Annotated in this window: 29 protein-coding genes; 1 reads left to right on the plus strand and 28 read right to left on the minus strand. The window is 41.6% G+C overall.

Annotated elements, in window-relative coordinates; all coding sequences use genetic code 11:
• Positions 1–196 precede the first annotated feature (196 nt).
• The 3 genes from ACFORK_RS24810 to ACFORK_RS24820 form a co-directional block, all read right to left on the minus strand.
• Positions 197–1,339 carry a DUF4179 domain-containing protein gene (locus tag ACFORK_RS24810; RefSeq protein WP_379204157.1) on the minus strand — a complete coding sequence of 381 codons (1,143 nt, stop codon included), beginning with the start codon at positions 1,337–1,339 and terminating at the stop codon, positions 197–199.
• A complete protein-coding gene (locus ACFORK_RS24815; RefSeq protein ID WP_379204159.1) occupies positions 1,314–1,910 on the minus strand; it encodes an RNA polymerase sigma factor in 597 nt (198 codons plus the stop codon). Before ACFORK_RS24815 ends, ACFORK_RS24810 begins: the two co-directional genes overlap by 26 nt.
• Before the next feature lie 71 nt (positions 1,911–1,981).
• Positions 1,982–2,263, minus strand: coding sequence for a phosphotransferase (locus tag ACFORK_RS24820; protein WP_379204263.1), 282 nt, complete (start codon positions 2,261–2,263; stop codon positions 1,982–1,984).
• Between the two features lie 895 nt (positions 2,264–3,158).
• On the opposite strand from ACFORK_RS24820, the gene ACFORK_RS24825 reads away from it, so the two are divergent.
• Positions 3,159–4,709, plus strand: a complete 1,551-nt coding sequence (locus tag ACFORK_RS24825; protein WP_379204161.1) for a glycosyl hydrolase family 18 protein — start codon at positions 3,159–3,161, stop codon at positions 4,707–4,709.
• Positions 4,710–4,916: 207 nt separating this feature from the next.
• On the opposite strand, the gene hisC is transcribed toward ACFORK_RS24825, so the two are convergent.
• The 25 genes from hisC to ACFORK_RS24950 all read right to left on the minus strand — a co-directional run bounded on the left by hisC (position 4,917) and on the right by ACFORK_RS24950 (position 25,034).
• A complete protein-coding gene (gene hisC, locus ACFORK_RS24830; protein WP_379204163.1) occupies positions 4,917–5,972 on the minus strand; it encodes a histidinol-phosphate transaminase in 1,056 nt (351 codons plus the stop codon).
• A gap of 263 nt (positions 5,973–6,235) precedes the next feature.
• Positions 6,236–6,394, minus strand: a complete 159-nt coding sequence (locus tag ACFORK_RS24835; protein WP_379204165.1) for a hypothetical protein — start codon at positions 6,392–6,394, stop codon at positions 6,236–6,238.
• Positions 6,395–6,420: 26 nt separating this feature from the next.
• A complete protein-coding gene (locus tag ACFORK_RS24840) occupies positions 6,421–6,762 on the minus strand; it encodes a thioredoxin family protein (RefSeq protein WP_379204167.1) in 342 nt (113 codons plus the stop codon).
• Positions 6,763–6,976: 214 nt separating this feature from the next.
• Complete coding sequence (gene trxA, locus ACFORK_RS24845; RefSeq protein WP_379204169.1) at positions 6,977–7,291, minus strand: thioredoxin; 315 nt, start codon at positions 7,289–7,291, stop codon at positions 6,977–6,979.
• Positions 7,292–7,377: 86 nt separating this feature from the next.
• On the minus strand, positions 7,378–8,235 hold the full coding sequence (locus ACFORK_RS24850) for an NAD-dependent epimerase/dehydratase family protein (RefSeq protein ID WP_379204266.1): 858 nt from the start codon (positions 8,233–8,235) through the stop codon (positions 7,378–7,380).
• A gap of 48 nt (positions 8,236–8,283) precedes the next feature.
• Positions 8,284–10,116 (minus strand): arsenical pump-driving ATPase, encoded by a 1,833-nt coding sequence (gene arsA / locus ACFORK_RS24855; protein WP_379204171.1) that lies wholly within the window; start codon positions 10,114–10,116, stop codon positions 8,284–8,286.
• Entirely contained in the window at positions 10,113–10,448 is a 336-nt protein-coding gene (locus tag ACFORK_RS24860; RefSeq protein WP_379204174.1) for an arsenic metallochaperone ArsD family protein, read from the minus strand. Before ACFORK_RS24860 ends, arsA begins: the two co-directional genes overlap by 4 nt.
• A gap of 60 nt (positions 10,449–10,508) precedes the next feature.
• Complete coding sequence (locus ACFORK_RS24865; RefSeq protein ID WP_379204176.1) at positions 10,509–10,808, minus strand: ArsR/SmtB family transcription factor; 300 nt, start codon at positions 10,806–10,808, stop codon at positions 10,509–10,511.
• A gap of 131 nt (positions 10,809–10,939) precedes the next feature.
• Positions 10,940–11,707, minus strand: coding sequence for a class I SAM-dependent methyltransferase (locus ACFORK_RS24870; protein ID WP_379204178.1), 768 nt, complete (start codon positions 11,705–11,707; stop codon positions 10,940–10,942).
• A gap of 16 nt (positions 11,708–11,723) precedes the next feature.
• On the minus strand, positions 11,724–12,188 hold the full coding sequence (locus ACFORK_RS24875; RefSeq protein ID WP_379204179.1) for a GNAT family N-acetyltransferase: 465 nt from the start codon (positions 12,186–12,188) through the stop codon (positions 11,724–11,726).
• A 38-nt stretch (positions 12,189–12,226) separates the two neighbouring features.
• Positions 12,227–12,580, minus strand: coding sequence for a DUF3139 domain-containing protein (locus tag ACFORK_RS24880; RefSeq protein WP_379204182.1), 354 nt, complete (start codon positions 12,578–12,580; stop codon positions 12,227–12,229).
• 67 nt (positions 12,581–12,647) lie between these two features.
• Positions 12,648–12,815 (minus strand): hypothetical protein, encoded by a 168-nt coding sequence (locus tag ACFORK_RS24885; RefSeq protein WP_379204184.1) that lies wholly within the window; start codon positions 12,813–12,815, stop codon positions 12,648–12,650.
• A 472-nt stretch (positions 12,816–13,287) separates the two neighbouring features.
• On the minus strand, positions 13,288–14,019 hold the full coding sequence (locus ACFORK_RS24890; protein WP_379204186.1) for an HAD-IA family hydrolase: 732 nt from the start codon (positions 14,017–14,019) through the stop codon (positions 13,288–13,290).
• A 17-nt stretch (positions 14,020–14,036) separates the two neighbouring features.
• Positions 14,037–14,471: a hypothetical protein gene (locus ACFORK_RS24895; protein ID WP_379204188.1), complete on the minus strand. Its 435-nt coding sequence runs from the start codon at positions 14,469–14,471 to the stop codon at positions 14,037–14,039.
• Between the two features lie 48 nt (positions 14,472–14,519).
• A complete protein-coding gene (locus ACFORK_RS24900) occupies positions 14,520–14,882 on the minus strand; it encodes an SdpI family protein (protein ID WP_379204190.1) in 363 nt (120 codons plus the stop codon).
• A gap of 20 nt (positions 14,883–14,902) precedes the next feature.
• The gene (locus tag ACFORK_RS24905; protein ID WP_379204192.1) at positions 14,903–15,358 is read right to left on the minus strand and encodes an NUDIX hydrolase; all 456 of its coding nucleotides are present in this window, start codon (positions 15,356–15,358) and stop codon (positions 14,903–14,905) included.
• A 466-nt stretch (positions 15,359–15,824) separates the two neighbouring features.
• A complete protein-coding gene (locus tag ACFORK_RS24910; RefSeq protein ID WP_379204194.1) occupies positions 15,825–16,298 on the minus strand; it encodes an NUDIX hydrolase in 474 nt (157 codons plus the stop codon).
• Positions 16,299–16,515: 217 nt separating this feature from the next.
• Positions 16,516–17,139 carry a class I SAM-dependent methyltransferase gene (locus tag ACFORK_RS24915; RefSeq protein ID WP_379204196.1) on the minus strand — a complete coding sequence of 208 codons (624 nt, stop codon included), beginning with the start codon at positions 17,137–17,139 and terminating at the stop codon, positions 16,516–16,518.
• Entirely contained in the window at positions 17,096–18,388 is a 1,293-nt protein-coding gene (locus ACFORK_RS24920; RefSeq protein WP_379204198.1) for a radical SAM/SPASM domain-containing protein, read from the minus strand. Before ACFORK_RS24920 ends, ACFORK_RS24915 begins: the two co-directional genes overlap by 44 nt.
• Positions 18,389–18,418: 30 nt before the next feature.
• Positions 18,419–18,679 carry an acyl carrier protein gene (locus ACFORK_RS24925; protein WP_379204200.1) on the minus strand — a complete coding sequence of 87 codons (261 nt, stop codon included), beginning with the start codon at positions 18,677–18,679 and terminating at the stop codon, positions 18,419–18,421.
• The gene (locus ACFORK_RS24930; RefSeq protein ID WP_379204202.1) at positions 18,660–20,285 is read right to left on the minus strand and encodes an AMP-binding protein; all 1,626 of its coding nucleotides are present in this window, start codon (positions 20,283–20,285) and stop codon (positions 18,660–18,662) included. Before ACFORK_RS24930 ends, ACFORK_RS24925 begins: the two co-directional genes overlap by 20 nt.
• A 13-nt stretch (positions 20,286–20,298) precedes the next feature.
• Entirely contained in the window at positions 20,299–21,000 is a 702-nt protein-coding gene (locus ACFORK_RS24935; RefSeq protein WP_379204204.1) for an ABC transporter ATP-binding protein, read from the minus strand.
• Positions 21,001–21,033: 33 nt separating this feature from the next.
• Positions 21,034–21,831 carry a hypothetical protein gene (locus ACFORK_RS24940; RefSeq protein WP_379204206.1) on the minus strand — a complete coding sequence of 266 codons (798 nt, stop codon included), beginning with the start codon at positions 21,829–21,831 and terminating at the stop codon, positions 21,034–21,036.
• Positions 21,806–22,540, minus strand: coding sequence for an ABC transporter ATP-binding protein (locus ACFORK_RS24945; RefSeq protein ID WP_379204208.1), 735 nt, complete (start codon positions 22,538–22,540; stop codon positions 21,806–21,808). The genes ACFORK_RS24940 and ACFORK_RS24945 overlap by 26 nt, the downstream gene beginning before the upstream one ends.
• Before the next feature lie 10 nt (positions 22,541–22,550).
• Positions 22,551–25,034 carry an FtsX-like permease family protein gene (locus tag ACFORK_RS24950; RefSeq protein ID WP_379204209.1) on the minus strand — a complete coding sequence of 828 codons (2,484 nt, stop codon included), beginning with the start codon at positions 25,032–25,034 and terminating at the stop codon, positions 22,551–22,553.
• Positions 25,035–25,044 lie beyond the last annotated feature (10 nt).

A 25,044-nucleotide genomic window follows, 5' to 3' on the forward strand; every position in this document is an offset into this window, starting at 1 on the left:
CTCCTATCTATATAGCAGAATTCGGTATATAGAGAAGCAAAGAGTTCACTCTTCAGTATGGTGAAGGCTCTAAGCAAAGTTCGCTTGAACGCGTTGGAACTCTTTGCTCAGAGCCACCTCCATCGATACGAAAAAGCATGGGCATCATGCCATTCACTCCCGTCTACAGGCTAGGTATTGTAACAGTAATACGCCTCTATTGTGCCACAACGGGCAGCGTAATCTCCAACTCAGGAATATATTCTACTTTTACATGCCCATCTGCATCTAACTGAAACAGGTATGAGTCATTATCCTTATAAATATATTTATACGGTTTTAAAGTTATCGATTTAGGAATGGACTCAAAAGGTTCAAAGCGAGTATCGGTAATCAAAACATTACCATTCTCCGCATTCCATCCATTGCCGGATATCAGCTTAATCTTTTTCCCCGTCTCATCAAATAAATCGTATCCGATCATGCCTTGGGAGCTTTGAAGTTCAGCTATCTTCATTCCTTCGGGCAATTCTATCCTTGTTGTCAGATTAGTGGTAATTAGTGTGAATTCAATTTTATCAAGCGTTAAATTAATATTCTCGTACTTACGCTGTATGGCAGGATTTAGAACAAGGTTGTTCTCCGTATTTATTGTTACAGGGATAGTCAATTTAAATGGTTCTTGAGCTCCTGACAGTGTCAACTCCAACGAGAGTTTAAAGGTGTCAGGGAGTGCTTGCCCGCCCTGATTTTTCAAATCAGCAAATTGCAGTATCGCCGTATTTTGATCCTGAGTTGGATTAATGAAAATACCAACATCGTTATACCCAGCGGCCGAGTAAGTTTGAATATCTTTATCGTCAATCGCTAATTCCACATTTTTGATTGCGGCTAATAAAGATTCCGCAGACTGAACATGATCTAGAACTTCACGCTGAAGTCCAATCGATACACGTGTGCCGTCGAAAGTAATCGCTGTCGCTCGTAATGTCAGACCATCATGTGTAGCCCCTGTATCCAGCACCGTCACAAGCCCCTTTTCATCTGCCATCTTTAACCCAAGATCACCAGCCAATTTAAAAATACTGTTCATGCCTGGAATCTGTTTTATGGATGCTGCCAACGTTGGCGATATAAATCCAGTTCCGGTAACAATAATTACAATGGCGGCAACTGAAGCAATGGATATCATTGCTCTACGCCATCCTTGGTGCAAGCGAGAATGTCCTGTAGCCTTAGTCCTTTTTGGCATAAAAGACTCCATGATTCGGTCGGTTAAATCAAGCTCAACAGATGTCTCTCGAATCATCTTTTTAATATGGTAAATTTCTTGATCATCCATGTCGATAGACTTGTTCACTTTGAATCCCTCCCTTTTGTGCAAGTAATTTTTTTCGAAGTCTTTCATATTTTTTGCGGACCCCGGCGGGCTTCAAATCCATAATTAAAGCAATTTCTTCAAAAGAATATTCTTCTAAAGCACGCAGCAATAGAATCTTCCTCTCTTCAAGGCTCAATCGCTCTAATAAATCGTGGACATAATCGGTATAGCGACTGGATTGATCTGCAATGGGCTGCTGCTTTTCTTTTTTATAATTGAATATTAGATCCAGAAACTTATTTCTCTTTTTCAAAAGGTCCATGCAATGATGATAAGCAATTTTATACAGCCAAGATGAGAACGATACAGTTGGAGTGAAATTTCGTAAGTTGTTATATCCCTTAATAAATATATCTTGAGTAGCATCTTCGGCTTCTTCTTTGCTGGAGAGAAGATAATAGCAGTACAAGTATATCTTTCTTTGAAAACATCGGATAATCGTGGCGTATGACTCCGTATCACCTAATTTCACCTTGTTAATAACTTCGTTTATATCTTCATTCACGTTGGCGTCCTCCTCTCTAGCTGTATAACTGAAAAAGTAGTTCATTTGTGACATTCACTCCAAAAAAAGTTACGTATGGTCGCCAAAATAAAAAATAAGACTGCCCGGAAGCAGCCTCAAATACCCTCACAACGAGTAGTAAACCTCTTTGCCAGCAAGAAAATCTCGACAATGCATTCTGCATATTTTTGCAGCGTGCTCTTTAATCCAGCCATTCTTCTCCGGATCATTAATGAAGCATAACCCTCCAAAAAGGTTGTACGCAGTTCACTTTTAAGCATGGAAGAGGCGCTGCCCAAGTCAAAACAATAATGTCCGTACCCAAACAAGCAAAAGTCTATTAGCGAAGTATTTCCCTCAGAGACTACGATATTTCCCAATTGAAAATTCGCATGAATAACGCCTCAGGAGTTCCCTCTTGCATCCAATTCGGTTATCTGCTCCTTTACAATTTGTAGAACGGTTGTAATCACATCATAGTCTTCCTGTTTGAGACTACCGTATTTTCGATCCACTCAAGAAGCGTTGCAAATGTCGCCCCAAATGACAGGTTCCACCAGCGAATAGTGTGCTAATACATTCTCGGCTTCATGTATCACAGCGCATGCCACCCTCTTTTTCAAGCTGAATCAATCTAATTGTACCAACTAATTGGCTATATTTGATTTGGAAAGAATGGTTATAAACTAAACTCTATTCATTTAACCTAATTTTAAATTTCGTCCCAATACCCCATTTAAATACAATTTTCTAAATCTAGTTGACAAATACTGCATCTCTATACTATCCTTAATTTTACAAAGATTCCAAAGTTCTTTAATCCTGCCGAAACAAAACTCACATTCATATGGCAGATAAACGCCTGTTATCTACCCTGCATTCCCCCCATCCTACGCACTCTATAACTTCCAGTTATTAATGCTACTACCCTTCACTGCTTTACGCTTCCCTCTTCCAGACCTACAACCTTCTTCTATTCTGACCTGCATTCCTTATCTAAACTTATTTACGTTAACTCTATTTATGCTGTCTCTCCCTGTGCATTTTGCTAGAATCGATGAACGTTCTAAAAATAATAGATAGCGCTTACATACTATGTTATTTATCGCTCACGATAGTCGTAATTCTGTGAAGAACAGAAAGGATGAGAGTGATGGACGTTAATAGGCATAGCTACGCAGCAAGATGGATGAGAGACAAAGACATACGAATGAACGGGCGTGGTCCGCCTGGAGAGGAGGGTATGGATAGGCTACTAGATTTTAAAATTCAAACCAAAAAGGAGAATTTGTGATGAAAAAAAATCGAGTTAGCACTACCCGATCAATCAGTAAAATAGTTATGCTCTTCTTCTTGTCATTCATTCTTATCGCTTCAAGCCTGGTCGTTGGGCCAACACAGCAGGCCGATGCCGCTCCTCTTCCTAAGAAAATCATCGCTTATGTGGCTGGCTGGGCCAACTTGACCGCGAATGATATCAAAGCAGAGCAGTTGTCTCATATCAACTACTCCTTTGCCCTGATCTCCAACGGCAGAGCCACGATTACGAATAATGACCGTACGAATCTGCAAACTATGGTGGGATTGAAATCCCGGAATCCAGATTTAAAGGTTCTGTTATCTGTCGGGGGCTGGGGTGCGAACGGTTTTTCTGATGCAGCACTTACAGATGCTTCTCGTACAACCTTTGCAGACAGTCTTGTGCAACTGGTGACCGCCAATAATTTGGATGGTGTTGATCTAGACTGGGAATATCCAACCAACCCTGCAGCAGGCACAACCGCACGGCCGCAGGATAAACAAAATTTCACCTTGCTTCTCTCCAAGGTTCGCGACAAACTGAACGCGCAAGGCCAAATTAATGGCAAGCAGTACCTGCTGACTATTGCAGCTGGAGCCAGCAGCAGCTATCTGAATGGCGTGGAAATTAATAATATTACGCCTCTGCTGGATTGGATCAATTTGATGACTTACGATTTCCACGGAAGCTGGGATGCGACGACCGGTCACCATACGAATTTGTCTGGAAGAGATATTAGCGTAACCTCTGCGGTCAATTTGTTCCGAAATGGCGGCGTTCCCGCAAGCAAACTGGTCATTGGGGGAGCCTTTTACGGCCGGTCCTGGACAGGCGTGCAGAATAGCAATAATGGCCTCGACAGACCTGGTTCCGGGGGATTCGAACCGGATTACAACACGATTGTCAGCCAATATTTGAATAAGAACGGATATACACGGTATTGGGACAGCAGTGCACAAGCCCCTTACTTGTTTAATGGAAATACCTTCATCTCTTATGACGATCCGCAATCGCTCACTCTGAAGGTACAATATGTGAAGAACAACGCTCTGGGCGGTATTATGTTCTGGGAGTACAGCAATGACAGATCTGGAGCGCTGCTTCAGGCCATTTACTCAGAGGTAACTGGTAATGTGACACCCAATCCAACAGGATACTCCTACCTGGTTGCCCAAGCCAATCAGCAAATCGTCTCTGCTGAAAATTACGGTAATGACCAACTGGTCGCCAACAGAGCAGCTGCAGGAGACTGGGAACTCTTTGAATTAGTCACGAACTCGGATGGCACAGTCTCCCTCAAGTCCAAAATCAATAGTAAATATGTCACCGCAGATCTCAATACAGGTGGTGCATTGATCGCCAAAGCTACAACCATTCAGCAGTGGGAGAAGTTTAATCGTGTGGATTTAGGGAATGGCACGATTGCACTGCAAGCGTTGGCCAATAACTTGTATGTTACCTGTGATTTAAATAACGGAGGCAAGCTGGTTGCCAACCGCACTGCTGTTGGCGGGGCCTGGGAGGCTTTCCGGGTGAGCAACTAACAGAGGAACAAGGGAGAGGCAGACCTTCGCCTCAATGAACATTGAATTTCTCCACGATCTGCTTGATGAGCAGAGATATTTTCACTAACACAGTAAAAGCCAGCTGGTCCCCAATAATCGGATGAACTGCATCCCACTAGTTAGACACGACTAACAATGGAGGTGCAGTTCAGGGGATTCGCTGGCTTTTTAATGATAGGTGTACATCTAATTGCTAATAAACTCGGTCAGTTGCTCCAGCAGCACATCCATCTCTTCATCCGTCCCCACACTAATTCTCAGCTTATCCGAGAGCTGCGGAGCGTCAAAATAACGGACATAAATATGCTTTGACTTCAAAAAATCATAGATATCACTGGCAGCGTGATGCCGTGGCTTACATAGAAGAAAATTTGCTTGCGAAGGCAACACTTCAAAACCAAGACTAATCAGCGTATCACTGACACGTTTACGAGTAGAAACAACCTGCTTAATTGTCCTTTGCAAATACAGCTGATCTTCAAAGGCCGCCGCGGCCATGAGCTGACTAAGGTGACTGACATTGTAGGAATCCCGGCATTTATCCAAGGCATTCACCAGTGTCGGAGCCGCCAAGCAGAACCCCACCCGGATACCGCACAATGAATAGGATTTGGAAAAGGTACGTAGCACCACGAGATTCGGATAGCGTGCAACCAGCTCATAAGCCGATGCATTCGCTGGTGCAAAGTCAATATATGCCTCGTCGATGACCACTAACCCCTCGTAGTTCTGGAGCAGGTGTTCAATTTCGGCAAGCGATAACAGCAGTCCCGTCTGCGCATTAGGGTTAGCAATAAAAATGCCTTTAGCCCCTGTATTAATGAGCGCCTCTATGTCGATGGAGAAATCATCACGTGTCGGCACATATTCGGTATGTACACGATGAATGTCCGCGATCGTCTTGTACAAGGTATATGTAGGATAAGGAGTGGCGATAGAGTCTCCTTCTTCCAGACAGATTTGAAACAGATAGGCAATAATTTCGTCAGAACCGTTGCCGCAGAACACATGCCCGGAACTCAGATTGAAATGCGCCCCAATTAACGCCCTTAACCTTTGGCTGGTGGCGTCAGGATAATAGCGCAGCTGCCCATAATCGAACCCGCTCAATATCTCCTTCACCCGTGGCGACGGTGGATATGGATTCTCATTGGCATTAATCTTGATCATCGGCCCGTCTACCTGCGGCTGGGTCCCCGGTACATAAGGCGTAAGCTGCTCAATCGTCTGTTTAATGTACATAGACTCTCTCTCCTCTACCCCAACAAAAATTGAGATTCTTCCAAAGAGAATACCAAATACAGGAATACAATTCAATTAAAGAGTCCTAATAATTTCGCCGCTTAAAGGTCCGTGCAACAATCACCAATCCAGACCATGCTTTTCAATAAAATTACTGGTTGCATCTTCCCCGTTATCTATAGATACCTTGCCTACTGTTCCCACTGGAATGCCTCCTCTGATGAGCAGCTGACCAATATGGCATTCTTTTTCCGCTTTTAGAATCAGCGCTTCAGCTGAACAGCCGAAGACATCAGCAATTGTTGAGGCTCCGCCCCGTCTCCGCTACCGCCTTTCAGCAGAGGGATCGCAATTCGCGTCTTCAGATTATCACTTGAAATCCGGCCATCCCCCTTAGCCCCTTTATACCAAACAGTGTTCATGTTAATGGTTGTATCAGCCATTTCAATCACTCCTCTTCCTTTACTAACGCATAGATTTGATCTAATTGCTCCTGCAATCGCTCAAAGACGACAAACCGGTCGGCTCTGATATACTCCCTCTGACCTGCCATTAGCAGCATCACAGGTACAGTGAAAATCAAAAATTGTGCCGCTACCTCTTCCACCACATTGGCATCAATATGTCCGAGGTGAATTTCCGGGTATGCCTCCAGCAGCCCCCTTAGCTTGGGCAGTATTGCATGACATACACTGCATTCTGGTCTGGACACGTACAGGAAGCTCAACTCATGCTTTTCCAGAAAATCATGTCCCATTGCTATTGAGGTTATTTCTGTAATTTCTTTCATACGGCCCCCCATTCAAAGAGCAATTAAATTCAGTGTACGCGGAAGTCCGCTTCCGCCCAGTGCTGCATATTTCCGGTTAACACTGTAAAGGAAATGAAGCACCCTATTCAACATGAGAAGGGGCGTTCTGTTTATTACTACTACAGGGTTTCCGTATACAAAAATCCCGACAGCACTTGTTATACGTACTACCGGGATTTTCGAACCTTAGCCATTAGACCAGGTTTAAGATTTTATCCTTCAAAACATTCTTTGGATTGACGCCGACCATTGTGTCTACCAGTTGTCCATCCTTGAACAATAACAGTGTCGGAATACTTCTTACACCGAACTGTGAAGCCAATTCTGGTTCATTATCCACATTGACCGTGGCGAGGGTTGCTTGACCCTTCATTTCGCCTGCCAACTCATCAACGATTGGAAGCTGGATTTTACATGGCCCACACCAAGAGGCCCAAAAATCAACCAAAGTAACACCAGATTGAATTTCATTTTGAAAAGATTGTTTAGTCAGCGCAGTTGCTCCCATGGGGAATAACCTCCTTGTATATGCGATTATAATATATTCAATTGATTAATTGAATTATAGATAAAATATAATTTTCCGTCAAGGGGCTATCTGCGAAACCAATCAATCGTTTCCGCGATAGCCTGAGCATGTGGAGTAGTGTGATTTCCGAATTCCTGCACATATTGGCTATGGTCTACTACGTAAGGGGTCGTATATATGTACTCAATCTCTCTCATTTCTCGCATAAAGGGATTGAACAAACTCATGAATTGAAATACAAAATTGGGGGCAGCACGTACCTTAGACGGAGTCTGAAGCTGTGAATAAACTTGGGAGATTAAATTTCGGGTGGTGGTTGTTTCGGCGCTGGCCAGATGCCAAATCTGCCCTAATGCGGCATCGTTTAATGCCAAATTAACAAGACCTGCAGCAAAATCTTTTATGTAAATATGAGTATGAGGAACATCGATATTACCGATGACTTGCGCTGGCTTACCTTGTAACGCCTTCTTAAATACCCTATCCCCGCCTAGAATAGAATGCAACACCCCCGGACCATAGAAATCGGGTCCTCTACCGATAACTGCTCGAAGCTGCCCTTTGTCATGTGCTTTCAGAATTTCATCGGCCATTTGTGCCCGGGTTATTCCTTTACTATCTACGGCTAGATTTAGCATTTGTTCATGATATGCCTCTTGGGAGGGCCCATACATATATAGATTGTCTGCATATACCAGTTTGGCTCCGGCCTTCATCGCCCCCTTCATTATCCCTTTCGTAAGCTGAGGGAATTCTTCAGGCCATTTCGTATAGTTCGGTTTAGCACAATGATAGACAACAGCAGCTTCTTTAAATACCTCACTTGCCTGTTCGGTATTACCAACATTCGCATGAATCAGCTCTACATCAGCGGGGACATCGACAAATGATATGAATATAAAAAAAACTCCTACCAGAGAAATGTCTCTAGTAGAAGTTTTTTATTTAACTCTAATCCTCCAATAAAATTCTTAGCAGCAACCAGCCTTAGGTCCACAACACCCCTCATCGGTACGTGGTTCCGGCAATAGCGTGACTCCGGCATTATTCAGCTCACTTTGCTTCTCGCTATGGTTCCCCTCACGGGATTGCCAAGGCAATACAACATAGTGGTTGCCCGAAATTTCTTCCACACGCTGGATCCAGATTCGCTCACTTGCTGCGCGTTGCTGTAGAATAACATCTTTTGTCCCGGTTAAGGCCATGCTTTGGTTAATCAGCCACCACTTGGGATGAATCCCCGCTCGTCTTAAATCATCTGCGAGCCTTTCCGCTTCGAACACCGGTGTAACTTCTGCATGGGTGACGATGATGACTGCCGTCTCCTCTTCGTTTCTCAACCGTGGCAACAATTTTTTCACGGATGGCGGTACTTCCCCGGAAGCGTTCGCAATTTCCTTATGATACGATTCTGTCGCATCGAGCAGTAACAGCGTATGGCCGGAGGGTGCCGTATCAATCACTACGATTTCGTTATCTGCTCTATCCACCAGATCAGCAAACGCACGGAACACTGCAATTTCTTCAGTACACGGTGAATTTAATTCTTCCTCCGCATAGGCGATGCTTTGTTCATCCATAGTTTCTCGCGCTTTATCCAGAACTTCTTGACGATACTTCTCCACTTCAACTTTTTGATCAATTTTGCTCATGCTGAGTAGGCCTTTAATGTTGTCGTGCATGATTTGATCTAGCTGCGTAGCAGGATCAGTCGTCGTAAGATGTACCTTTAGACCCCGTGCTGCCAAACCAACAGCGATGGCGCTCGCTGTAGTCGTCTTGCCCACCCCGCCTTTTCCCATTGTAAAAATAACACGTTGACCTTTAGACTCAATATCATCCAGAATTGCCGCCAGACCAGAAACCTTTAATTCTGTCGTATTCACTTCAGTACTAGGAGCATCTTGCTCGTCAGCGAATAAACGACGCACATTCGCCACCCCTGCCACATTGAATGACACCAATGGTACGGCATAAGTTGGCAGAGCTTGCAGTAAAATAGATTGTTGATCTAGTGCGTCTTGTTGCCGCTTCGTATAAGCTGCCGCTGTGTCATCACCAACAAGTGGCTTCATCAATAGTCCGTTGACAATTAGCATTTGATTCTTGATTCCAGTCTCCGCCAATTCCTGGGATGCACGGGCAGCTTCCTTGAGCGGTGCGTGATCCGGCCTTGTTACAAGCACAAGAGAGGTTGCCCGTGGATCGCTGAGCACATCGACTGTTTGCTTATACACCTCTTTACGCTTATCCAATCCGGCGAGCAAGCCCCCTTGTGTAGTGCCTTCCTTGCTATTATGCAGAAACTCATTCCAGGCATTGGGGAGTTGCAGAAGACGCAAAGTATGCCCTGTTGGCGCTGTATCAAAAACAATATGATCAAACGATTCTGTTAACGCCTGATCGGTTAGCAAATGAGAAAATTCATTAAATGAAGCAATCTCGACTGTGCAAGATCCGGACAACTGTTCTTCCATCTGATTAATAACGACTTCCGGCAGCTTACCACGATAGGGTCCCACAACATCCTCACGATAACGGGCCGCAGCCTCCTCCGGGTCCAGATTGGTGACGAACAAATTAGGTACTTCCGGGATTGACTTATAGTTCATATCCAAATCCGTCTGAAAAACATCTTGCAAATTAGAGGCTGGGTCGGTGCTGACTAACAGCACTCTTTTCCCTTGATCCGCCAAGGCCACTGCTGTTGCACATGCCGTTGAAGTTTTTCCTACGCCCCCTTTTCCTGTGAAAAACAAATAAGGTGTAACTTGGATTTGGTTCACATCAAATGAAGGTATCATATGCATTCTCCTTTGCCCTCAAGTCGTTCAAGAGACATTGTCGTCCACGCTGACAATTCCTCATTGGTGGGTAATGAACGTGTCTTCACAACAACACCATTAAGTAAAGTAACAGGCAAGCTGCTGGGATCACTCGCTAGTACCTCTTTTACCGCTTCATTCTCTTCAAACTTCGTTGTATCACTCAGAAGGTTATATCCACTAACATCGAATCCTGCTTGAGATAACTGGCTAATAGCTACCGCAAAGCGAATCGACGCCCGTTTTTCTTCCGGGTTAGTGACACCTGTTGAGCAGCATCCACCGGATTCGAACACTTCTATTTTGACCATTGAAAAAAAACCTCCAATTCATCAATTTTTTTTGATGTATAATTTAAAAATTTTACCCGCTTATCCTTTCGGCGGGTAAAAAATACAACAAACGTCGTCAGACAATAAATACTGCATGGCCTCTTCATTGATCCTGTAGTAATTCCAGCGGCCCTCTTTGCGGCATTTCAGCAACTCTGCATCGAGCAACAATTTGAGGTGATAAGATAGCTTAGATTGCGGCAGATCCACGATCGCTTCCAAATCACACACACATACCTCAGAACGCTTATTGATCTCATATAAAATCGACAAGCGCTTCTGATCTGCCAACGCTTTGAACTTTCGTTCATAGTTAGCAAACAGTAGCGAATGATCCATGGTTATTCTCACCACCCGATACATCAATTATTTTTGATGTATTCATCATATGCTACAAAGCTGGATAAGTCAAATCCATACGGCCAATGATGTTTTTACCACATTCGGGAAGTCCGTGCAACGAGAACAAATCATTTCCTGGCTAAATACAAATCGATAGTATCGTAAACATGTAGTACATTACCAAACTTGATAATTGCTTCTTTAATCTCATCTTCAAACCTTTCTTTTGTAATGGATGGCATTGTTCTATGGTCCGAATATGTATTCAATAGTGCGATATAGTCAGTCGCAGAAAAGCTTCTAGTTAAATGATATAACTTAAACACAACATCCCTGAACCCATAAGCTTGAATAGTTTTGGATATGTTATTATATCTTGCAGTGTCATTTTCTATAATTTTGGTATTAGAGGGTCTGTATTTTTGATAGATGGCTTGGATTTTCTGATGTAATTCGTTAATTTCTCGTGCTACAAAGGGGCGGTTCCAAAATAATGCTAGTGTCCCATCGGTTTTTAATAATTTTGAGGCTTTAGGATAACCCACTTCTTCTGGAATCCAATGAAATGCAGTAGCTGAATAAATTAGATCTACACTGTCATCTGGACATTCAAACTCTTCAAATGTAGTATTACATACCGTAAAGTTTTCAAACTCTCGGAACTTTAATCTTGAATACTCTGCGAGGTCTGCTCCTAATTCAATTGCCGTTAATTCACAGCCTGTTTCGAGGAAAGGTCTTGTCGCCTGACCCGTTCCAATACCAACCTCAATTGCTTTGTTACCTTGCTCAATTTGAGCATACCCCATAATATCTTGGAATAACTCTTCACAGTAGTTGGGTCTCCACCTATCGTAGTTCTCTACATCCTCATTAAATGTAAGTCGTATATCCATAGAATTATCCTCCCGCTCAATCACTTATATTCTTTATCATAATAATATCTCTGCCGTATTCTTCAGATTCAACTACATCGATTTCATGATAGCCCAGCTTCTCATAGAAACTTTGTGCCGTTATACTACTGGGTAGTTTAAGCAATGTGATTCCTGTATCACGGGCAATTCCTTCAATGAAAGTAATAAGTATCCGTCCAATACCTAAATGATGATGGTCCTTATCAATAAAAAGAGTATAGACAGTATCCCCAGCCAAACTAATAGTTCCGATAATCGAATTTTCTAAAACAGCTACAAACACTTTCCTCTGCCCGGCTAGACTAACGAGATACTCAGGTGTAAAAATACTATACATATTATTAATAATCTTCTCGGAATAATCTTTACTATTAACGTGTACTAAATTATCTCGAATAATGGTTGAGATTTTTGGACTATCCTCTTTATCAAATTCTCTGATTTTAATATTTTCATTCATGAAATTCACCTTTGTTTTGTCAAAATGAAAACACATTGTTATTCGAGTGGAACATAATGTTTCAATTCCGATTCAGTAATGCCATTTTCTCTGCCTTCTTGGATCGATCTATGACTAAACTGCAATACTTCATTATGTGCAAAATATACATATTCAACATCTGGTTCATCTTTAAAAATAACTACCGAATAAAATGGCGGTAATTTTATTCCCCATACTCCTTTTACAGACGCTATTTCTTCTCTACTGTATTTCTTTTCTTCTATTAGATAGTTCGTTACTCTATTTGCATATACAATTTTGTTTACCTGAACGTAGGCAACAAGCGTTACTACAAATATAGCTACCAAAGCACCTATTATGATTGCTAGAGTTCTTATTTTCGTATTCATTATATTAGTCCTTTTTTCTTTATTGTTATATGGAGATCTCACTAAGTGACAATACCTCTGATCCTTGTTATCCGCCTACTAAATCAAAGGCCTCCTCTTTTCCATTCTTATAAATCTGTATTTCCCCATATTCATTATCACCGCTTAGTTGGTAAATTCTTGTCGCAGCTAATCTCTTATCCTGGTAATCATCTGTACTTAGTTCTTCTATATTTATTACTAACATTTGATCCAAAATGTGCGCTTTGATCGATTGAAGATACTTTGCTTCTTCTCCTTGTAATCACTAGAATTTTTAACTACCAAATATTTTGTTTCCCCTGCTACCGAATATAAAAAAACGCCATTCTTGCTCTCAAGGTTATTAACAAAGAGTTAGACTTTTTTATCAAGCTTCTCTACATTCACTTCTTTTATTAAGAGGTGGTCTGACTACATCCAATTAATCCAACTACAACTAGTATGAAAAAGAAAACTATAATGTGAGTTCCTTTCATTATCTCATCCCCCGTTGCTCTGAATTGGATATACTTCCAGCTACTGTTCTCATCTTCACAAAACGACCCAGCCTTAGATAACTCTTATCTTAAGCTGGGTCGTTTGTTGTCTGATATTATTCCATTATTTTAGCGCCTGCAGGACGAAATCCCTAGTGTGTAAATACGTTGTTATCCGATGCTATGGTGCTCTTCGAGTTACTATTAAGATTACTTTAATTTCCTCACAACGTCATTTAAGTTTCGCACTATTAAGTGTTTGGGATTTGTTATCTTGTTAAATAAATACTGCTTCATATCCCGGCTCAATACCATAGAGTGAATTCCAAGCCGCTCGGCGCCATCACAGTTTCTAATGTTATCATCAACGAATATAGCCTCAGATGGAGAGACTTCCAATTCTTCAAGAGCCGCCTTGTACATTAACTCATGCGGTTTACTGACTCCTTTTACTGAGGAAATTATAAAGGATGAGAAGTAATCCCTTAACCCGACCTGTTTAAATACATTATCCAAAGATGGCCATGCATCCGAGACTACAGCCAGCTTATAAGTCCTGCTCAACTCCGGGATTAATTCTATCGCATCTGTATAGAACTTATACTTTTCATAATTAAAAACTAAATCAGTCGCAATAGCTTTGATCTGATCTTCGCCCAACCCTAATTGAGGCAATTCAGCAGCGAAAATTCTATAGAATTCAATGAAATGATACAATTCTTCATCTTCATTTCTTATCAAACTCTGATTTGATATATAGGTATTGGCTTTATAAAATGCCTTATTTCTAGTCTGCTTGTCTATTGAGCAGAAAATCTCCTCATCGATAAAGTTAAAAAAGTTGGGGCTAATAAACCAATGTCCTGTAACAGGACCATTCAACACCTTACCAGAATCGAAGAGGATTGCTTTAATAACGGTATTAGAGGTTCGATGACTCATATTCTTATACCTTCTTTTTATTTAATTGTTATTTTTTTCCTCCTTAACCATGCTTTTAAGTTGCTTCTATGAGTTTCTTTTTCTATGCCTTTAAAATCAAATCTGATCACACGCTGAGACCAGCTTTTCTTATTCGTTTCAAATTCTATGTAATATTTATTGATATTGGTACATTTTATTTCATTAGCTTCAAGGAACACACCATCAACGATCAAATTGCTGTCTTTTATAACAATGCTACGTTTTTTCCTAATCTCTTTTATCATGGATACTCCAACGACGCTTATTAATAAGATTAATATTGTTATGTAAATTTCTTTCCATTGCTCTAGATCCCAAATCTGATGAATTAATATAGAAAAAATACCCATCATACTAAAAAATGCTGCATACTTTGCACCTATGTACGGCAAGCTAATTTGATATTCATTGTTATTTATATAGTCTTTCATGCAATTCCTCCTTGTGATACTCGCTTATTCAATTATCTCTTCCCAACATCAATTTTTCCTTTCTAGCTCTTCATCAAGTTCTTTTAATCGTTTTTCAGTTTGTATAATCAAGAGGGTGAATGGTACAAAGATCAATCCAGTAATAATGAGTGAAAGATAAGTCCCTTCAAATAGAAAGCTTAATATTAGACCAATTAATGTATACAACAGCCCATATCTGATCATTAATTCTGCACTGTATCTATTGGCTTCATCCCATAATAGTTGGTTCTTCATTGATCTCCTGGTTCTGTATCCATATAGTGAATTTATCGTTTTCGGAGGTTTTTTCTTCACAATGAATCCGGTTACACAAGTGATTAGTCCGATTAGGAGGGTGATTATTAAACTAGCAATCTGACTATCTTTCATGAGTTACCTCCTCACGTTCCTTATTGTCTTACTTCATTTAAAAATCTTTTTATTATAGGTAAATCAGCAGGATTTATTTGGTTTGGTATCTCGTTTAAGTGATAAAACTGTATATCTTGTACTTCATCTCCATCACCTTTAACTGTTCCACAGTATTCCTTGCATAAGTAAGCAGCAACTACGTTATATACTTCATCTCCATGTGGGTACTTATAATACAGTTCCGGTCCTGAAAATATATCAAGTAACTCTAGCGCTGTAGCTTCTAAACCCACCTCTTCAAATAGTTCCCGTCTTGCGACCTCTTTCATTTCTTCCCCAGGCTCCATTGAACCTCCAGGTAAGCCCCATAAACCATTATCAGTTCTCTGTTGTAATAACAAGCGACCTTGATCGTCTATAAGAATCACACATGCTCCTGCCATAATTATAGGTCGTGTTCCTACTAACTCTCTTATTTGTTTTATGTAATTCAAGATCTTCACGTCCTTCTAAATTTCCATATGTATATTGATTCGAGCAACTTGTTGTTATCCAAATTTTTTAACTCACTTTTTGAAAATCAGTTCAATTACCGGCGGTCCTGATTCTTGAGGATAAACATTTAAAGCTATTGATATCGTTATCATTATCAACATGATCCATATCATAAAATTTAAAAACGGTTTAAATTTCTTTTGAAGGATCATTCCAACTACTATTATGGATGTATTGATGACATAAATCGTTGGTAATGCCACAATCCTCCCTAAACCTGTATTTGGATAGTAATGAATTAATAATGATATCACTATAATGGTGGGTGAAATGCATAAGAGATATTGGATTAAGAATCTCACCATACTATTCTTATTTAATTTCTTAATTTCAATTAGGAAGATATCCATTAAAATTCTTAACCCTCTACTCAATTCTGTTCTCCTATCTCATTTCATATTAAATTTAGTTGGCTCTTACATGCTTAATGATGCTTATATTTGGGTTATCTTGTTTTAAAAGTACATCCAATAGTCCATCTGGAACCAACTTTACATCTTCTGAATCTGTTTTGAAAAAGTTCAAAGGTTTCCATTGAGCTTTATATTTAATATCTCCTTCTATTCCCTCTATCTCATCAAGATCATATAATGTCTTTTCTCTCAGTTTCGCTTCGTAAATGAAATTCACTTCATGTCCCATATCATCCTCAGTACCGAATATGTTTTCTATGACAGAAATTAATATAGGCTCTTCAATTTCTTGATTCAGTTCTTCCCTAATTTCTCTTATCAATGCTTGTTTGCTATTTTCACCAAACTCAATAGTCCCACCGATAGGTCGATAGAAAGTTGTACTTATCCCAGGGAAATTAATGATTTGAACTAAAATGTCATCTTCTCTGCTAATGATTCCTAGGGAAACTGATCTAATTCTCATAGGACTGTGTCCTCCAGCTATTCATTATTTCTGCGAACTTTCACTACCTTGGATGCACATAATTACATTTTTCCGTGTGATCATTCTGATTAATACTTAAATTCTATCTCATATTCATTCTCAGTTCCATTAAATTCATAAAAATATATAATTTGAAAAGGCCCAGTTGACGAACTCAACTAGACCTTTTCTATATTAAGTATGGAGTCAGTTTATCTTAAGATACTTCCAGCTTAAAAATCCTTGTATAATCACAATGCCTCACATCTAGGATATTAAGTCCGTTATTTTTGAAATATTGATCAAAATCCTTGTTTAGAAAGTGCTCAAAGTTCTGAAATTCAAGCCGTTTGATGATTGAGAACATGAATTTTTGAAACAACCCTTGAGGTTGTTCCCACTCCACCACCAATACCGTTCCTTCAGGTTTTATAACGCGCCTTACTTCACTTAATGTTTTTTGGGCCATAGGTTTGCCCATTTCATGCAATATTAATGAAATAATCACCACATCAAAAACATGATCAGCAAATTCCAAATTAATGGCGTCCATTTCGTGCATTTCCACACTTTTAATCTTTTTCTTCACTATTTTTTTGCGTGCAACAGACAGCATTTCTTTGGAATTATCGATTCCAAAGACAGTGGCATTGGTTTTCTGCTCTGATATCAGTATACCGTTGATGGCCGTGCCCGCACAGATATCAAGGACTTTAACTGAATCATCCGGAAGATAGCTTAACAAAGCCTGGCGGGGACTCCGGCTAGTACGGCAAAAAAACAATAGCTCACTTAAATCATATAGCTTGGATAGGAGTCGGTAATTCAGTTTGAGCTTCAACCGGCACCCCCTCCTTAGGCTGGCCCTTGGATGCACAATATCTGAAGATAGCTGCCCGCTCACTTGAAATTCTGCATTTTTTAGCAATATCAAAGGATACATCCGGGGGTGTCGGCGTTATAGAGGTATCCATCTGATCTCTCGTCATCACACGGCTGGAAGAAATTCCAAAGCAGGCACAATTCGAACTGGAAAATACCTCACCCATCTTCTTATAGATATTCCCCAGTGTGTCCTCATGAACACTCCCAAAAGAAGAAGGTACGGCGACACACGGCGTTACATTACCGTCATTATTGATAGCAATATAATTAGATCCGGCCCCGCAGCCAAAATAATCCGAGCTTTCAAACTCGCAAAAATTAACAATGACCGGAAACGTCTCATTGGAAGCATTCTCTCTCTTCAACTGTTTAATCAACCCCATCGCTTTCCCGTAAAATCTGCCCACCTCGCTTCCTTCCAGATTACCTTGCGGAATCGGCATTACTACACGTACTTCTTGCACGCCGAGTCCAGCGACAAACTCAAAATACTGCTGCAAAGCCCCTTCCTTCAATAACTCCTGCGTTACGCATACTGTAACTGCCGTATATATGTTTTGTGTAGTCAGCGCTTTGATCGCTTGTACTGCATCTTTAAATACATTGCGATTTCGTCTGAGCTTACAGCATATTTCTTCTTCAAAATGGTCCAAACTCAGAATGCATCTTGTTAGTCGGGTGTTCTTGAATTTCAGCGCACATGCATCATCGATCCCCAGACCCGTTGAGAAAAGTACCCCCTCCATTCCTTCCGGGATGGATTCGATGATTTCAAAAATATCAGTTCGAAGCATCGGCTCCCCGCCCGTGATACCGACCGAAGCGGTTCCCAACTCCGATAATTCATTCATACACTCCTTAATCTTCTCGATACTCAATTCTTCTTCCCCGTATTTGGCCCTAAAGCAGTGCCAGCAGTTGCAGTGACACCTACCAGTGACTACAATATCAGCCTGAAGCGGAACACGTCGCTCATGATAGACTATATCATTGACCCCCTTAATCAGACGGTTCCAAGCCGGACCTGGGAAGGAAGGAAAGAAACTATTAATATAATATTCACTGTTATCCTGGCGGTAGGTAAAGCTCTCTTTCTTTTCCTGAAAGAACTCCCCCATGTATCCGGCCAGTTCACTTAAATCGCACTGCCGCATTGCACTTAAGACCTCTTCATTCAGCGTTGGGTATTTTGATAACAATGTCATGTCCATTCACCTCTTTTATATTGTCAGAACCTATAAAGTTCCGCATTGATGTGCCAGGATCATACTGCTTACATCTTCCACAGTTTTGATGCGTTTGAGCATTTTCTCATCTCCCTTTACACCAAACTCTTCTTCAAGGGAAGACAGCAGACAGACTAGATCAAAGGAGGTAAAGCCCAAATCGCAAATCAGCTCTGATTCCAGCCTAATCTCCTTTAGATCCACATCTGTAAATTGCGATATTATATCTTTGATCTGCAACATTTGCTCGTCATTCTGTTCCTTGTTCATAGGTTGCCAACTCCTTAGATATTGTGGTGAATACCCGGCGTTCTTTTTTCATATCCTGCTTATCAAATGCTTTCTCGTGTACTTCCACCCTTCGGATACGCTTAAATGCGGGTGAACTTTTATTTATCGTATGAATAACTTCATTCAGAGCCGCTTCGACATCATCAATTCCGTTGTTATCCGCATATTTGTAATCAGGATATATGACCGCCATCAACATTTCCGTGCCGTTTTTATCCGCTGCGTATACAAGCGAGCGATCTATCAGCGGATGCTCTTCTATGGCCTGCTCAATCTCTACCGGTGAAATATTGTTGCCGTCCTTCAGAATGATGAGATCTTTTTTTCGGCCTGTAATATACAAGTAGTTATCTTTGTCCGTGTAGCCCAAGTCCCCTGTCTTAAACCAGCCTTCCTCAAAAGCCTCCTGAGTACCCCGTTGATCCTTGTAATATCCCTGCATAACGATGCTTCCCCGAACCATAATCTCACCATTGTTGATTTTCACCTGACAATAGGGTTCAGGGGCAACAAGTCCTACGGAATTTTTTCTTATGCTGCCTGGCCGATTACAAGAAACGACCGGTGAGCACTCGGTGATGCCATATCCATTCAGTAAGGTGATCCCCAGAGCCTGAAATTTATCCACCAGTTCCGCGTCCATATAAGCGCCACCACAGATAATCGTTCGCAGCTCCCCCCCAAGCATATTCAGAACCTCTCGATTCTCCTTACCGTTTTTCTTTGCCTCTCTCAAAATTCTTTTATAAATGCCTTCTACAATCATAGGTACCATGATGAGCATAGCAGGACTGAACTGCTTCACACTCTTCAAATAATTGTTCAATCCGCCGCCTATACAAACAGTAATACCATAGAATAGCATCGGAGCCAGAATGCCGGGGGTAATGGCAAACATATGATGTGGCGGAAGTACCGGTACCGTACACTCTCCAGGTGTGAAAGCTCCCCTACCCACCAAATAGACAGAGCAGAGAACATCATGGCAAAGATTCCGGTGTGAGAGCATGGCCCCTTTGTGATCACCTGCCGCGCTTGATGTAAAGACAATCATGGCGGTATGATCCGCATGTACGCGGATTGCCATTGGCTGCTTACTGGCTCTTTCCCACGAAAATTCATCTAAACTCTGAAAGCGTTCCGTATTGTCAAAGCAGACGATTACTTTCAGAGATTCACAACGTTGTCTTAACTCCTCAGCGATATACAGCCTGTTGCCGTCTACAAAAAGAACCACTACATCTGCTTGGAGAATTAATCTTTCAATATTCAGAAGGCTTAAATCCTTATCGATGGGAACCACTGTATTCCCAGAACCCGTCACGCCAAAAAAAGTAACCATCCACTCGTAGCTTAAATCCCCAATAATTCCAATGTTTATTTGCGCAAGGCCCCTTTCCTCAAAGGCCGCGCTCAATGCATCAGAATCAGCCTTTAGCTGAACATATGTTTTTTCGATAATTGCACCATTTGCTTTAAACTTCACTGCAGTCTGTTGCTGAAATCTGCCGACAGCATTGGATAGAAGCTCAGGGATAGTGTCTGCTCCGTCTAGAATATCTGCAATCTTCAAGATTTCATTCATCTGGCATATCTCCTTATGGGTTCCCAACCATTGCGGCAGGACGATCGGGTGTTACTAAAGCATCCGATACAATCTGTCCGTCTTTTATGGTAATACTCCTTGTTCCATAGCCGATCAAATCCGAGTTATGTGTGATATGTACGATGGTAGTTTCGAAGGTTTGGTTGATATGATGCAGCATTTCCATGACTTGAATGGCCGAAGCACTGTCGAGGTTTCCGGTTGGCTCATCCGCAAGAATCAATGGGGGGTTGTTGATTACCGCCCTCGCAATGGCCACTCTCTGCTGCTGTCCGCCCGACAACTGGCTGGGTATCTGTCGGCGTTGCTCCTTTAAACCCAGCAGTTGTAGCAATTCTTCCAGCCTGGGCGCAACATCGCGCTGTTTCTTACCAGCCAGTAGAGTGGGCAGTACAATATTCTCCTCTACCGTGAGATTTTGTACAAGATTATAGTTCTGGAATACAAATCCCACTTCACTTTGGCGGAGTTTGCTTTTTTGCTTGTCCGAGAGTCCAAGAATATCCCGTCCCGACAAGTGGACACTTCCGCTTGTCGGATATTCCATACCACCCATAATATATAAGAGCGTGCTTTTCCCGCTGCCGGAAGAACCCATAATCGTCAGGAATTCTCCCTTTTGAATCCGTAAAGATACATCCCTCAGCACTTCGGCATCCCTGTACTTCTTCTGAATATGTTTCAGTTCAAGCAAATGTATGACTGCCGCCTCCCTACTAAATTCTGCTTATTCTAAATTTAGCCTTTTGCTGAACATATGGTTTACCGCCTTGTACATGAGGACACAAATGAAGATCTGAAACAGGGCACATATAGCCATCAACAAAATCATATGGTTACCGGAGTCCTCGGTATTCAAGTCCAGCATGAACATTATCGGCAAGAGTATAACCACCATCAGCAGTTGTATCGATATATAGATCACAATCCCCGCCACAAATGTGCCTGCCAATCTATTTTTACTCATGAGAACTTGCCCCAGCGCAATGGAGGTGTATATAAATAGATGAATCGTCAAGGAAGTGATAATAAAAATGATACAAACCAATAAAATAGTCATGGTTGTATTCAAACCTGAACCTGATCCTGATCCCGCTCCCTGTTGAAACAGTTCCTCCACGGCCGCCGTAAATGCCCTCTTGTTCTCCTCGGAATAAAAGACGATGCCGATTGAAGTCAGAACAAGCAGCATTGTGGCCAGATTCCAACTCACAGCGGTCACAAGCTTGGATATCGTCAAATTTCGGATGGCTGTCGGTAAAGTAAATGTCAGATACCCTTCGTCGGTAACCAGGTGTGAATAATAACGGACCGCCTGCAAAATGTAGGTGATAATGATTGCTGCCGCCAACATCAACTCATAGGTAAGCTTAATAACAATGGGAATAAAACCGAGTAGGCCTTCAAATCCGCTTACATGGGTCACCAGTCGGGCCAATACTGTAAATAAGAGAATAATTACATATAAGGGAATCATATATCTCATGGTTGATTTGAAATCATATTTGATCAGTTTTTTTAGCATAGATCCTCCTGAAATATTGATCCACAGTCACTCCATTCCCGGTTCTGATCTCTTCAGCGGTAGCTGCTTGTAGAATACAACCATTATCAATGAAGATCACATCATCCAAAATGTGCTCAATATCCGAAATCAAATGTGTGGAAATCAAAATGGATGCTCTACGGTTATAACACTTGAGGATGGTATCGATGATGTAGTCTCTGGATGCAGGATCGACACCACCAATAGGTTCATCCAGACAATACAGGTCCGCATCACGGCTCATTACAAGAATTAATTGTATTTTTTCTTTGGTCCCTTTCGAAAGAGTCTTTAAGCGAGACTCCATGTTTATATTTAGATCCTTCATTAAATCGCTAGCTTTCTCCCGGCTGAAATCCGCGTAGAAATCACTGTAATAGGCAACTAACTCCTTCACCTTCATCCAGTTATTTAGGCAGTTCCTCTCCGGGAGATAAGATACTATTCGCTTACTCTCTATACCAGGTCTCATTCCCTTGATTATCACTTCTCCATTGGAAGGCACCAGCAGGCCATTGATCATTTTTAGTAAGGTCGTCTTGCCGCTGCCATTGGGTCCGAGCAAACCCACAATTCTGCCCTTGCCCACAGTCACATTAATATTGTTAAGCGCTGTATGGTTATCATACCTCTTAGTAAGTGATTGACATTCCATAATAGCTTCCACTATAGAATCATCCTTTTCCATAAACCTTAAATTACTCATATTTCAATTCCTGTACCACATTCAATTGAGGCATCCTTCTGATCGACAACACGGAAGTCAGCATAAGGAGCAGGAACATCACGGCGAGCAGCTTCAAGATCGCAACGATATCCATACCAATGCTCACATACTCCCCAATACAGAACAGAATCTGCTCCAGTGCCTTGGCAAGAAATAGGCCCAGTACCCCGGAGAACAGACAGCCTGTAATAAAAATCCCCGCCGTCTCGGTGAGTATCATCCGGTTGATCTGCAATTTGCTCATTCCCAGTGAATACAGAACCGCATACTCTTTCTTCCGCTGCAAGAACCCGATTAGCTGATTAATGATGACACCTGTGAAAGCAATCAAAACTGACAACCCCAAAATGAGATTGATTAACATGAGTAAGGAGTCCACTCCACTTTTATTGCCTGCTAAGAATTCATCTACGGTCTGAACTAGGATGCTGGTTCCAGCCAGTGCTTCACTCAGATCATCCTTCACTTGCTTGAGGTCCCCTGTAGTTTTAATTTCAATGGAGTTCGGAATCCGGCTTACCTTCGCCATATATTCCGCTGGAGAGACCACCAATACGTTTCTTTTTGAAGTAAAGTTCCCCGAATGAATGTAGCCAACAATTCGTATCGTAAAGGCATCCATCGTATCGCTTTTAATAGTTAGCCGATCACCGATATTCAAATCGTTATGTGGGCCATAAAATCTGTCGATCAGAGCCTCCCCTGCCAAAAGGACACTCATTTTACCCGAAACATCCTTAATTCCGAGCATTTCATGATCCAGTCCAAAGATGCCTATATTCATTTTATAGTTATTGATTGTAAAATCGCGAAAGCTGTAGTAAACAGGCTGAAGAGACTGTACGCCATTAACACGATCAAGCTGGTTATACGCTGCGGCAGGTTCAGAGAGTCCGGTAATTTGGATATCTCCCTCAAAAGTTTTTCCCGCCTGCTCAAACACATGATTAATGGACACCGTTGTTAAATATACAGTCAACATTATGGATAAGGTAACTGTCACCAAGATGATGCTCGACTGGTTGATCTTGTTTCCTGCCAGATTGGTGCTCCCCAGTTGTACGGCTGCTCCACATCCACGCTTTGCCAATTTGGTGAGAATATTAGATAAACCCGCTGTGAGCAAGGGAATTAAGCAGATCGTGCCTGTCAGCATTCCCATAAACACCAAACCCGCCAGCAGGAGGTTATATTCCGTATTGATGAAATATAGAAGGATCGATAACCCCCATAAAACAATCCCCAGCCAGCTTCTACTTCTTGAGATGTCCGCCTTTGTATAAACCGTATCAAGCATCGACGCTCTAAGCGATTTCCTGCTTGCAGACAGTATCCCGTACAAGGAGACCCCTACCTGAAAAACTACCGTTAAGCCTACGGAATAGATGACATACCGGATATTAAAATCATACGGAATGCTCAGACTTGAAGCCATTTTGCCGTAGGAACTGAGTGAGGATATTACGGGTTCCTTCAATAAAACCCCAAGTATGACCCCTGCTATTCCACTGACCAAACCGTATACCACATTTTCTGCGAGCAGGATCAGATTCATCGTTAAACGGGTTGCGCCAATACTGCGTAGCGTGGCTATTTCAGGCATTCTTTTGGCCAAAATGATCTTCGTATTACTGGCATTCAGATAGAACACCATAAGAATCACAGCAAACAAGACAATAGACAGCAGTTGATTGGTTGTATGCAGCTCTGCCTTAATGGAGGCGTCATCCGTAAGGGACATTTTGCTAAAAGCTTGATTATTGGCCTTAAACAACTCGTCAAACTGCTCCTGTTTGATTGAAGGGTCCTTCTGTACATATACACCTGACGCCTTATCGCCCATTCCATTCAAATATCCAACATATTGAAAAGAAGAGAACAACATGATTTTATTATTTTCATTCAGATATAGACCCTTATTCTCCGCGATTCCCCCAATAGTCATCTCTTGCTCCCCTGCCAAGGTAGAAACACGCAGTACATCCTTTAAATGCAATCCGTACTTCTCAGCCATACGTTGACTGACAATAATCTGTTTAGCTGCAGCCGGATCAAATTCTGCGCTGGTCTGTTCGAGCACCAGCAGCCTCTTCTCCAGAAGAAGCTTAAGATCCATGCCGTATAGATTTAATGACAACACCTCGCGGTCAAAGCGGGTGACACCGGATGTTTTGGTTAACTCCAATAGGCTATTGACCTTCAGACTGGATAAGTTCAGTTCCTTTACATTGAAGTACTTGTTCTTCTCACTCGTGGCGCCGTTTTTGTAAATATAATAGTTATAATCCTGGTAAGTTCCTTGCAGAATGGATTTATATTGCAGCAGCATTTGATCCTTGACCGTCATATTCAAATAAAGTATCGCAGTGGAAATGACCAGAGACAATATGATTAACAAACTGATTACTTTGTTGGCAAGAACATTTTTCAGGACATATTTTGATAAAATTTTCACATATGCCAGC

This window comes from Paenibacillus sp. GCM10012306, assembly GCF_042649265.1.
Classification (GTDB): Bacteria; Bacillota; Bacilli; order Paenibacillales; family Paenibacillaceae; genus Paenibacillus_AQ.

Excerpts from the sequence above, each read along its gene's own strand:
- ACFORK_RS24835 (WP_379204165.1), bottom strand. The coding sequence starts at position 6,394 with ATGAACACTGTTTGGTATAAAGGGGCTAAGGGGGATGGCCGGATTTCA.
- arsA (WP_379204171.1), bottom strand. The coding sequence starts at position 10,116 with ATGATACCTTCATTTGATGTGAACCAAATCCAAGTTACACCTTATTTG.
- ACFORK_RS24900 (WP_379204190.1), bottom strand. The coding sequence starts at position 14,882 with ATGAAAGATAGTCAGATTGCTAGTTTAATAATCACCCTCCTAATCGGA.
- ACFORK_RS24860 (WP_379204174.1), bottom strand. The coding sequence starts at position 10,448 with ATGGTCAAAATAGAAGTGTTCGAATCCGGTGGATGCTGCTCAACAGGT.
- hisC (WP_379204163.1), bottom strand. The coding sequence starts at position 5,972 with ATGTACATTAAACAGACGATTGAGCAGCTTACGCCTTATGTACCGGGG.
- ACFORK_RS24825 (WP_379204161.1), top strand. The coding sequence starts at position 3,159 with ATGAAAAAAAATCGAGTTAGCACTACCCGATCAATCAGTAAAATAGTT.
- ACFORK_RS24910 (WP_379204194.1), bottom strand. The coding sequence starts at position 16,298 with ATGAGAATTAGATCAGTTTCCCTAGGAATCATTAGCAGAGAAGATGAC.
- ACFORK_RS24870 (WP_379204178.1), bottom strand. The coding sequence starts at position 11,707 with ATGGATATACGACTTACATTTAATGAGGATGTAGAGAACTACGATAGG.
- ACFORK_RS24880 (WP_379204182.1), bottom strand. The coding sequence starts at position 12,580 with ATGAATACGAAAATAAGAACTCTAGCAATCATAATAGGTGCTTTGGTA.
- ACFORK_RS24940 (WP_379204206.1), bottom strand. The coding sequence starts at position 21,831 with ATGCTAAAAAAACTGATCAAATATGATTTCAAATCAACCATGAGATAT.
- ACFORK_RS24930 (WP_379204202.1), bottom strand. The coding sequence starts at position 20,285 with ATGAATGAAATCTTGAAGATTGCAGATATTCTAGACGGAGCAGACACT.
- ACFORK_RS24945 (WP_379204208.1), bottom strand. The coding sequence starts at position 22,540 with ATGGAAAAGGATGATTCTATAGTGGAAGCTATTATGGAATGTCAATCA.
- ACFORK_RS24920 (WP_379204198.1), bottom strand. The coding sequence starts at position 18,388 with ATGACATTGTTATCAAAATACCCAACGCTGAATGAAGAGGTCTTAAGT.
- ACFORK_RS24895 (WP_379204188.1), bottom strand. The coding sequence starts at position 14,471 with ATGAAAGACTATATAAATAACAATGAATATCAAATTAGCTTGCCGTAC.
- ACFORK_RS24925 (WP_379204200.1), bottom strand. The coding sequence starts at position 18,679 with ATGAACAAGGAACAGAATGACGAGCAAATGTTGCAGATCAAAGATATA.
- ACFORK_RS24865 (WP_379204176.1), bottom strand. The coding sequence starts at position 10,808 with ATGGATCATTCGCTACTGTTTGCTAACTATGAACGAAAGTTCAAAGCG.
- trxA (WP_379204169.1), bottom strand. The coding sequence starts at position 7,291 with ATGGGAGCAACTGCGCTGACTAAACAATCTTTTCAAAATGAAATTCAA.
- ACFORK_RS24890 (WP_379204186.1), bottom strand. The coding sequence starts at position 14,019 with ATGAGTCATCGAACCTCTAATACCGTTATTAAAGCAATCCTCTTCGAT.
- ACFORK_RS24840 (WP_379204167.1), bottom strand. The coding sequence starts at position 6,762 with ATGAAAGAAATTACAGAAATAACCTCAATAGCAATGGGACATGATTTT.
- ACFORK_RS24875 (WP_379204179.1), bottom strand. The coding sequence starts at position 12,188 with ATGAATGAAAATATTAAAATCAGAGAATTTGATAAAGAGGATAGTCCA.
- ACFORK_RS24815 (WP_379204159.1), bottom strand. The coding sequence starts at position 1,910 with ATGAACTACTTTTTCAGTTATACAGCTAGAGAGGAGGACGCCAACGTG.